At 70.3% G+C, this 9,354-nt stretch carries 9 protein-coding genes; 6 read left to right on the forward strand and 3 right to left on the reverse strand.

Annotated elements, in window-relative coordinates; translation table 11 throughout:
* Together ONA70_RS31600 and ONA70_RS31605 are read left to right on the forward strand one after the other, a co-directional pair.
* Window positions 1-234, forward strand: a 234-nt coding sequence (locus ONA70_RS31600) for a transposase (protein WP_265010149.1), incomplete at its 5' end; no start/stop codon positions are given.
* 3 nt (window positions 235-237) lie between these two features.
* Window positions 238-384, forward strand: a complete 147-nt coding sequence (locus ONA70_RS31605) for a hypothetical protein (protein WP_265005649.1) — start codon at window positions 238-240, stop codon at window positions 382-384.
* 38 nt (window positions 385-422) lie between these two features.
* Here ONA70_RS31605 and ONA70_RS31610 read toward each other — a convergent pair whose 3' ends face one another.
* Window positions 423-560 carry a hypothetical protein gene (locus ONA70_RS31610; RefSeq protein ID WP_265010150.1) on the reverse strand — a complete coding sequence of 46 codons (138 nt, stop codon included), beginning with the start codon at window positions 558-560 and terminating at the stop codon, window positions 423-425.
* Window positions 561-712: 152 nt separating this feature from the next.
* On the opposite strand from ONA70_RS31610, the gene ONA70_RS31615 reads away from it, so the two are divergent.
* Both ONA70_RS31615 and ONA70_RS31620 read left to right on the forward strand, forming a co-directional pair.
* On the forward strand, window positions 713-3,121 hold the full coding sequence (locus ONA70_RS31615; protein ID WP_265010151.1) for a transglycosylase domain-containing protein: 2,409 nt from the start codon (window positions 713-715) through the stop codon (window positions 3,119-3,121).
* A gap of 205 nt (window positions 3,122-3,326) precedes the next feature.
* Entirely contained in the window at window positions 3,327-4,823 is a 1,497-nt protein-coding gene (locus tag ONA70_RS31620; protein WP_265010152.1) for a glycosyltransferase family 87 protein, read from the forward strand.
* On the opposite strand, the gene ONA70_RS31625 is transcribed toward ONA70_RS31620, so the two are convergent.
* Window positions 4,820-7,123, reverse strand: coding sequence for a hypothetical protein (locus ONA70_RS31625; protein WP_265010153.1), 2,304 nt, complete (start codon window positions 7,121-7,123; stop codon window positions 4,820-4,822). The genes ONA70_RS31620 and ONA70_RS31625 overlap by 4 nt on opposite strands.
* On the reverse strand, window positions 7,120-7,902 hold the full coding sequence (locus ONA70_RS31630) for a deoxyribonuclease IV (RefSeq protein WP_265010154.1): 783 nt from the start codon (window positions 7,900-7,902) through the stop codon (window positions 7,120-7,122). The genes ONA70_RS31625 and ONA70_RS31630 overlap by 4 nt, the downstream gene beginning before the upstream one ends.
* A gap of 678 nt (window positions 7,903-8,580) precedes the next feature.
* Here ONA70_RS31630 and rpsF point away from each other — a divergent pair.
* Window positions 8,581-8,871, forward strand: coding sequence for a 30S ribosomal protein S6 (rpsF, locus tag ONA70_RS31635; RefSeq protein WP_265010155.1), 291 nt, complete (start codon window positions 8,581-8,583; stop codon window positions 8,869-8,871).
* 80 nt (window positions 8,872-8,951) lie between these two features.
* The coding region (locus ONA70_RS31640; RefSeq protein ID WP_265010156.1) for a single-stranded DNA-binding protein at window positions 8,952-9,354 on the forward strand (403 nt) is incomplete at its 3' end.

The following is a 9,354-nucleotide window of genomic DNA, read 5'->3' on the forward strand; positions in this document are numbered from 1 at the left end:
GTCGCCTACAAAGCGACCCGGGCCGGGATAGCGCTCGTTCACGTGGATCCGGCGTACACCTCGCAGGGCTGCTCCGCCTGCGGGCACATCGCCAAAGCCAACCGACCCAACCAGACCACCTTCCGATGCACGTCGTGCGGCCTCGCTGAGCACGCCGACGTCAACGCAGCCCGCAACATCGCCACACGCGGCGTTGCGGACTGGGCAGCCGTCAGCCTGCCGAACGCGGCGTGACCGATGCAGCCAGCACCGACCACGATCTGCAACCTCGACCCCTTCAGGGCCGAGAAGCTGACCCTGGAGAAGATCCACCTCTTCGACCCGTCGACGGGCCGGAACCTGACTCTGCACGAGGGGCGGTCGGCCGGGGCGCTCGCCGACTGACCGACGCAGTGAGGGGCCGGTGGCGCGCTGCCGGCCCCTCAGCGTGCCGGCAGGTGCTCCAGCAGCTTGTCCAGCCGGATGGGCAGGTCCCGGACCCGTACGCCGGTCGCGTGGTGCACCGCGTTGGCGACCGCCGCGGCGCTGCCCACGATGCCGATCTCACCGATCCCCTTCACCCCGGCCGGGTTCAGCTCCGGGTCCTCCTCCGGCAGCCAGTACGCCTCGATCCGCTCGACGTCGGCGCAGACGCTGACGTGGTAGGTGGCGAGGTCGTGGTTGACCCAGTCGCCGTACCGCTCGTCGTCGGGCGAGCGTCGGCTCGGCGGCCGTGGGCGGCCGGGCCGCGGTGGCCCGTGCCGGCGTGCCGGGCATGGTGGGCGGTGGTCCCGGTGGGCCGGGCGGCCCGACCGGGCCGGGCCGGGGTGGTCGCGGCGGTCGCGGTGACGACCCGGCGGCGTCGGCCCGGGCGAAGAAGCGCCGGCGGATCAACATGCTGATCGCCGGCTTCGCCGTCTTCATCATGCTCGCCGGCATCGGCGTGGTCGGTTTCACCTACTACTCGACCAACGTCATCCTCCCCGAGGACACCATCCCGCCGCTGTCCACCACCATCTACTCCGCGGACGCGAAGGTCATCGCGAAGGTCGGTGACCAGAACCGCCAGCTCGTCACCATTGCTCAGATCCCGGAGTTCGTCCAGCACGCGGTGGCCGCGGCCGAGGACCGGAACTTCTACCGGCACTCCGGTGTGGACTACAAGGGCATCGCCCGCGCCGCCTGGAACAACTTCACCGGCGGCGACAAGCAGGGCGCCTCGACCATCACCCAGCAGTACGCGCGCAACGCGTTCGACAACCTCAACCAGGACACGTACGGACGCAAGGTGAAGGAGGCGATCCTCGCCTCCAAGCTGAACGACAAGTACGACAGGCCGACGATCATGCAGCACTACCTGAACGTGATCTACTTCGGCCGTGGTGCGTACGGCATCGAGGCGGCGGCGCAGACGTACTTCGGCAAGCGCACCAACCAGTTGACCGTGGCGGAGGCCGCGGTGCTCGCCGCGCTGATCAAGCAGCCTGAGCCGAGCGCGACGCACAAGGGCTACGACCCGGCGATCAACCCGCAGGCCGCGCTGGACCGGTGGAATTACGTGATCCGGGGCATGATGACCGAGAAGTGGCTGGACGCGCCGAACATGCCGCCGCACCCCACCGAGTACCCGAAGACGATCAAGAAGCCGTCGAAGAACAACGGCGCGGACTTCGGCGTCAACACGCCGTACGGCAACGTGATCAACTACGTCTCGCAGGAAATGCGCGAGATGAACCTGTGCACCGACGACCAGGCGGCGGCCACCCCCCAGCGGCCGCTCTGCTCCCAGGCGCTGAGCCGGGGCGGTTACAAGATCACTACCACCATCGACACCAGGATGCAGAAGGCGGCGCTGGACGCGGCCCAGCGGGCGACGAAGGGCTCCGAGCTCTACAAGCAGCCGTCAAACCTGATGGCCGCCGTGGTGGCGATCGAGCCGAAGACCGGCGCCGTGCGCGCCTACTACGGCGGTGACAACGGCACCGGCACCGACTACGCCGGCAAGAACATCGACAACGGCGTACTCAGCGGTGGCCACTCGCCCGGTTCGAGCTTCAAGATCTACACCCTGGCCGCAGCGCTCAAGGCGGACATCTCGGTCAAGTCGCGGTGGAAGGGCTCGGCGTTCACTCCCGACGGGGTGCAGTTCAAGGTCAGCAACGCCGGCGCCGACAAGGTCTCCTGCGGTGACTCCTGCACCCTCGAGCAGTCGACCCTGAAGTCGCTGAACGTGCCGTTCTACTACATCACGGAGAAGATCGGCGCGGACAAGGTGCTCGACATGGCCAAGCAGGCCGGCGTCACGACCATGTGGCGGACCGACACCAACCCGGCCACGGCGTACGACTTGACCAAGAAGGACCCGAAGGACCTGGCGCCCGACCCGTTCTTCAACGTGATCGGCTACGGCCAGTACCCGATCACCGTGCTGGACCACGCCAACGGCGTCGCCACCTTCGCCAACCGAGGCTTCTACAACAAGGCGCACTTCGTGAAGCTGGTGCAGAAGCAGAACCCGAACACCGGCAAGTGGGACACGGTCGGCGGGGAGAAGATCAAGCCGCAGAAGCGGATCGACCCGAACATCGTCGCGGACGTCACCTCGGTGCTGGAGCAGTACCCGGCTCAGGTGCACCGCCGCCTCGACGACGGCCGGAAGGCTGCCGAGAAGACCGGTACCTGGGAACTCGGCGACCCGAAGCAACCCCTGGCCAACGGTGACGCCTGGATGATCGGCTACACGCCGCAGCTCGCCACCGCAGTCTGGGTCGGCAACGTGGGCAACCGCAAGGCGATCAAGGACAAGGACGGCAACAAGATCTCCGGTGCGAAGATGCCGGGTGCCATCTTCCAGCGCTTCATGAACGACGCCCTCAGGGACAAGCCCAAGGAGGACTTCCCACCGGCCGCCCACGTCGGTAAGGACGAAGCGGGCAACGGCGAGATGCCGCAGCCGGAGCCGCCGCAGAACGGCTGCCAGGACCCGCTCGGCCTGTTCTGCGAGGGCGGCGGCAACGGTAATGGCGACGGCAACGGCAACAACGGCGGGACCATGCCGTTCCCGCCGCCGACGGGCGGTGGCGGCAACGGCGGTCGCGGCGGGGGCCTCCTACCCGGCACGACACAGCGGCAGACGTACTGACCTCGTCCGCCTCCGCCGTCACCCCTCCGAGCCGGGAGGGATGACGGCGGAGGCGGCCCCTTTTCCGGCCCTCCCGCTGCCGCTCGAGCCCCACCGTCCACCAGGGTGACCACGTCGCGGGCATCCGGTACATCGGCACCTGCCGCCGCGCGGTCGACGCGCATCCGTTCCCAAGGCCGCCGGAGATACGGCAGGATGCCTCTTCATGAGCACCCAGTCGACGGCAGACATCGACGACACCGGGCCCATCGACCATCCGTCCCGCTCGGACGGCTTCGTCCGCGGCACCGCGGGGCTGATCGGCGGTCCGCTGGGCGACCACGCCGTCGCCCTGGACCGGCCCGCCGGCCGGGAGCGGAGCTTCTGGAGCCCGGCCCGGATCGTGCTGGCGCTGCTCTGCCTGACGCTGGCGCTGCACTGGGTGCAGAAGTCGCCCTGCCAGGACGGTGCCTGGCAGAACAACGTGCAGTACACGCGGATGTGCTACACCGACGTGCTGGCGCTCTACTACGCCGAGGGGCTCAACGAGGGCAAGGTGCCCTACGCGGACCACCCGGTCGAATACCCGGTGCTGACCGGCTACTTCATGGGGGCGCTCGGCCTGCCGGTGCACGCCGTCGGCGCCGACAACCCGGGGATCAACCAGGGCCAGTGGTTCTACAACCTCAACGCGCTGGTGCTCAGCGCCCTCGCCGTGGCCACCGTCGCCGTCATCCTCAACCTGCGGCGACGACGACCATGGGACGCGGCGATGTTCGCGCTCGCCCCGGCCCTCCTGCTCACCGCCACCGTCAACTGGGACCTGCTCGCGGTCGGACTGGCCGCCTTCGGGCTGCTGGCCTGGGCGCGACGCCGTCCAGCCACGGCCGGCGTCCTGCTCGGCCTGGCCGGGGCGGCCAAGATGTGGCCGCTCTTCCTGCTCGGGCCGATCCTGGTGCTCGGGCTGCGCGCCGGCCGGCTGCGTGCCGCGCTCACCGCCGCCGCCACCGGCCTGGTGGCGCTGGTTGTGGTCAACCTGCCGGTGGCCATCCCGTACCGGGAGAGCTGGAGCCGGTTCTTCGACCTGAACACCACCCGCCCCATCGACTGGGGCACCCTCTGGTACATCGGCCGCTATCTGGACGGCAAGATCAGCCCCGGTCAGCCGGGCAACCTCGGGCCCTTCGAGTGGCTGAACGCGCACATCCCCACCCTGAACTGGGTGTCGTACCTGCTCTTCGGCCTGGCCTGCCTCGGGGTGGCCGCGCTGGCGCTGTTCGCGCCGCGCCGACCCCGGCTGGCCCAGCTCGCCTTCCTGGTGGTCGCCGCGTTCCTCATCTTCAGCAAGGTCTGGTCCCAGCAGTTCGTGCTCTGGCTGCTCCCGCTCGCGGTGCTCGCCCGACCGCGCTGGGGTGCTTTCCTGGCCTGGCAGGTCGCCGAGGTGTGCTACTTCGTCGCCTTCTACGGCGAGCTGCTCGGCGCGGCCACCAGCCGACCCGTCTTCCCTGAGGGCGTCTTCGTGCTCGCGGCCAGCCTTCGGCTGGTCACCGTCGCGGTGCTCTGCGGCTTCGTGATCCGGGACATCCTGCGCCCCGAGCGGGACGCGGTCCGTCACACCTACGCCGACGACCCCGACGGCGGCGTCCTGGACGGTGCCGACGACGTCGGCTGGCTCCGCCGCCGCCCCCGCGACACGGTGGCGCCCGAGCCGGTCACCGCCTAGCTCAGGAGGCGGAAGACGACCGCGTCGCCGACGTCCTCCCGGGTCACGCCCAGCCCGTCGACCGGTTTGTCGAGGATCCCCTCCCACGGGGTTCCGCCGAGCTGGTTACGGAACACCACGACGTTCTGCACGCCGAGCTGGCGCAGGTAATCGATGCTGAGCTGGTCGGGGAAGCCGACGGTGACATCGCGTACCTTCGCCTGGGTCTCCGGGGCGAAACCGCTGCCGCCGTTGACCATCTGCTGGAACCGGCTGGTCGACCAGAGCATCACCGGCTGGTCCAGGTTCTGACTGCTGGGCAGGACCAGCATCGGCCCGTCCACCGTCCGCATGACTGCCGGCTGCCGGGGCACCACCGGGTGCGGCGTGACGTTCAGACCCTCCACTGTCACCAGCACCAGCGGCAGCAGGGTGGCCAGCCGCAGCCACGGCCCGGGCCACGGGGGAACCCGCTCGGCGGCGAGCTCGCGTACCCGCGCGCAGAACGCGGTGACCGCGCCCGCGGCGAGCACGCCGAGGAACAGGGTGGCCCACAGCATCAGCCGGCCGGGCGTGCGCAGCCCGTTCCAGCCCGGCAGGTACTCGAACAGCGGTACGAAGGTCCAGGTGCCGCCGAAGAACCGGGTGCCCATCGCCAGAACCATGCTGACCAGCACCCCGGCGAGCAGGTAGAGCCGGTGCCGGACGCGCCAGACCGAGAAGAAGAGCCCGCCGGCGGCCAACGCGTAGAGCGCGAAGCCGGGCAGCAGGGTCATCTCGGGGTGCCACGGCAGCACCGAACGCGCTCCCTCGTGCAACTGACCCCAGATCCGTGACTCCGCCGGGGCGGTGAGGAACCCGCTCGCCGGCGGTGAGTAGATGGCGATGTCGCCGAGCGTCCGGGCCGCGTTCGGATGCAACTCCGCGACCTTGAAGAACGGCACCGCCAGCAGCGCCCCCACCGCGCCGAAGAGGAGACCGCCGAGCAGGTCGGCGAGGAACAGCCGGCCGCCGAACGGCCGCTTCACCGGCCGCACCAGCCAGCGTCGGGCGAACCAGATCAGCGCCGCCACCAGCACGATGCCGGCCAACAGGTACGCGAACATCAGGCCGATGCCGAAGCCGAGGCTCAGCTGCCACGCCGCCACCAGCCAGCCGGTGAACGCCCAGCCGGCGTGCCGGCGGTCCGGGCGGTACCCGTACCGCAGGGACCAGCCGTGGCCCCGGGCGAGCATCGCCAGCGCCAGCGGGATCCCGCCGTTGGAGATGATGTGCAGGTGCCCGGCCTGCGCCAGCAGCCAGGGGGCGTAGGCGTAGCTGGCCCCGGCCACCGCAGCCCCGATCCGGCCCGCGCCCAACTGGCGGGCCAGCGCGTACGCCCCGAGCGTGGCGAGCGCGTGCGCCAGCACGAACATGATGTTGTAGCGCACCAGGGCGGCCTCGGGGCCGTGACCGATCATGCCGGCCGGGGCGTAGCCGAGGAGCGTGTCCGAGAAGGCGAAGCTCCACGAATCGGGGTAGAAGGCGTTGGAATTCCACAGCTGTGCCGGGTCGGTCAGCAGGATGTGCCCCGACCACGACAGCTGCCAGGCCTGGAGGCTCGGGTCCCAGTAGTCCTGAGGCAGGGTGTAGGCCGGGTAGCGCAGCGTGGGCCAGGTCATCAGGACGGCCAGCGCCAGCGCGGCGACGGTGGCCAGGGTCCATTCGTGGACCAGGAACCGGCCCACCGCACGGACCGCCCGGCGGGCACGGCCGAGCACCGGAACCGGGGCGGGGCCGAACGCCAGGAAGGGGTCCGCCGGCTTCGTACCCTCGGCGGGCTCGGCCTGGTCGTCCGCCTTCGTGTCGGCTGGTCCCGGGCCGGCCGGGTCCGCCTTTCCGGTACGGCTCGCGGCGTCGCCGGCCGTCCCACCCGAGGCTCCGTCGGTCGCGTCGGTGCCGGCGTCGGTCTTCCCGGCGGTGTCGGCAGCGCCGGTCGCGTCGCCCGTGGCGAGCCCGGCGGCGTCAGGAGTCGCTCCGTCGGTGATCTTGCCCGTGGCGGCCGTCGCGCCGGTGTCGGTCGTGCCAACCCGCGCGGCCTTGGCGTCAGCCTCGGCCTCGGCGTTCGTGCCGGCCTTGGCGTTCGTGCGGGCCTTGGCATTCGTGCCGGCCTTGGTGTCGGTGCCGGCCTCGCGGTCCGTGTTGCCCGTGCCCGTCTTCGCGTCCGGTTGCGGGCCGGTGCCGGCCTGGTCGGAGCCGGCGGTGGCGAGCCGCGTGGCGTCTGAGGCCTTCGGCTCGGCGGTGCTCCCCCCGGCGGTCGCGTCGGACTGCTCGGTGGTCATGCCGCGGTTCCCAGCTGCTCGCGCAGGAAGGCGATGTCGGCTGCCTGGCCCTTGGCCCCGCCCGGGGTCTCCACGATCACCGGCGCTCCGGCCGCCCGGATCACCGCGACCAGCAGCTCAGGGTCGATCGTCCCGCCGGTGAGGTTGTCGTGCCGGTCCTGGCCCGAGTTGAACGTGCCCTTGGAGTTGTTCGCGTGGATCAGGTCGATCCGGCCGGTGATCGCCTTGACCCGGTCGACCAGCCCCAGCAGCTCCTCGCCGCCGGCGAACGCGTGGCAGGTGTCGAGGCAGAAGCCCACCTCGTAGTCGTCGAGCGCGTCCCACAGCCGGGCCAGCGCGTCGAGGTGACGGGCGCAGGCGTTGTCCCCGCCGGCGGTGTTCTCGATCAGAACCGGCAGCGGGAAGCCACCCGAGTCCGCCGCGTACGCGAAGGTCTTCCGCCAGTTGTCGAAGCCGACCGCGAGGTCGTCGCCGGCGTTGACGTGGCCGCCGTGCACGATCAGGCCCTTGGCTCCGACGGCCGCAGCGGCGGACGCGTGGCCGAGGAGGAGCTTGCGGCTCGGAATGCGGATCCGGTTGTTCAGGGTGGCCACGTTGATCACGTACGGCGCGTGGACGTAGAGGTCGACGTCGGCGGCGCGCAGCCGTTCCGCGTCCTCGCGGGGCTTCGGAGCCTTCCATCCCTGAGGATCGGAGAGGAAGAACTGCACGGTTTCGGCATCCCGGGCGGCCGCCTCGGCCAGCGGGTCGGTCGGATCGACGTGGGCTCCGATTCGCATGGAGGGCAGCCTACGTCGCGGCCCTGACGCACGGGATGACCCGTGGCGGGCCGGTTTGTGGCGTACGGACCGGAAGTTTCGGCCGGGGACCGGTCACGACCCGCGTCACCAGCCGGCCCGGTGGTCGTTGTCCGAGGTGGGATCGATGGTCGACGCTCCGCCCGGGCACGATCCACAGCGCATCCGGGCGAGGGGAGACCCCCGGAAACGGGACGCCCCGCCGTGCGGCCCGGCACGACGGGGCGTGATCCGGCTCGTCACACCGGACGGCAGCGCACCAACGCCGCCGGGCAAATTCCTCCATTTACCCCAAGAGGTGACGAGAGCCGTTGTATGGTCAGACCAGATAACAACACGATAAAGCTCCGCGGGGCGTCCACGATCCAACCTCATCGGTGTGGTCGTTCCTCCCCAGGTCCCACCCAAGGAATGCGGACGGGACGCCCTGCGGCCCCGTGGACAGGGGTCCACCTCCGATGCGCGAAGCCGGAGGTGGACCCCTGTCGCCGCGCCCCGGGCACCGCGTCAGACCGGCCCGGGCATGATCGTCCGGACCGGGTATCCTGGTCCGGTTGTCCGCGTCCGGCCGGGTTCCCCCGCTCCGGGCACGGGCCACGACGCACGACCTCCTGCCACGGAAGGACCGTGGCCGCTTAGCCCACAGGAGGTGAGCACGTCTTGCGTCATTACGAAATCATGGTGATCCTCGACTCCAGCCTCGAGGAGCGCACCGTCGCCCCGTCGCTCGACACGTACCTGAACGTGATCCGGACCGCGGGTGGCTCGGTGGAGAAGACCGACGTGTGGGGCCGCCGGCGCCTCGCGTACGAGATCAACAAGAAGGCCGAGGGCATCTACGCCGTCATCGACCTCCAGGCGACACCGGAGGCCGTGGCTGAGCTGGACCGTCAGCTCCGACTCAACGAGTCGGTGCTGCGCACCAAGGTCATCCGCCCGGAGATGCGCTGAGCATCTAGACCCGGCACGTCCGGATCAAGCTCATCGACGCTGTCAGAGGGCTCTGAGAGCCTGTGAGGGCGAAACGATGAGTGCGCGAGGAGATGGTCATGGCAGGAGACACCACCATCACGGTCATCGGCAACCTGACCGATGACCCCGAGTTGCGGTTCACCCCCTCCGGGGCGGCCGTCGCCAAGTTCCGGGTCGCCTCGACGCCCCGGTTCATGGACAAGGCGTCCGGCGAGTGGAAGGACGGCGAGCCGCTGTTCCTCTCGTGCACGGTCTGGCGCCAGGCCGCCGAGAACGTCGCCGAGTCGCTGCAGCGCGGCGCCCGGGTGATCGTGTCCGGCCGGCTGCGTCAGCGGTCGTACGAGACCCGTGAGGGTGAGAAGCGCACCGTCATCGAGCTGGAGGTCGACGAGATCGGCCCGTCGCTGCGCTACGCCACGGCGAAGGTGCAGAAGATGTCCCGCTCGGGCGGCGGTGGCGGCT

It is taken from the genome of Micromonospora yasonensis (assembly GCF_026013475.1).
GTDB classification, from domain to species: Bacteria; Actinomycetota; Actinomycetes; order Mycobacteriales; family Micromonosporaceae; genus Micromonospora; species Micromonospora yasonensis.

Excerpts from the sequence above, each read along its gene's own strand:
- ONA70_RS31630 (WP_265010154.1), bottom strand. The coding sequence starts at position 7,902 with ATGCGAATCGGAGCCCACGTCGATCCGACCGACCCGCTGGCCGAGGCG.
- ONA70_RS31605 (WP_265005649.1), top strand. The coding sequence starts at position 238 with ATGCAGCCAGCACCGACCACGATCTGCAACCTCGACCCCTTCAGGGCC.
- ONA70_RS31625 (WP_265010153.1), bottom strand. The coding sequence starts at position 7,123 with ATGACCACCGAGCAGTCCGACGCGACCGCCGGGGGGAGCACCGCCGAG.
- ONA70_RS31620 (WP_265010152.1), top strand. The coding sequence starts at position 3,327 with ATGAGCACCCAGTCGACGGCAGACATCGACGACACCGGGCCCATCGAC.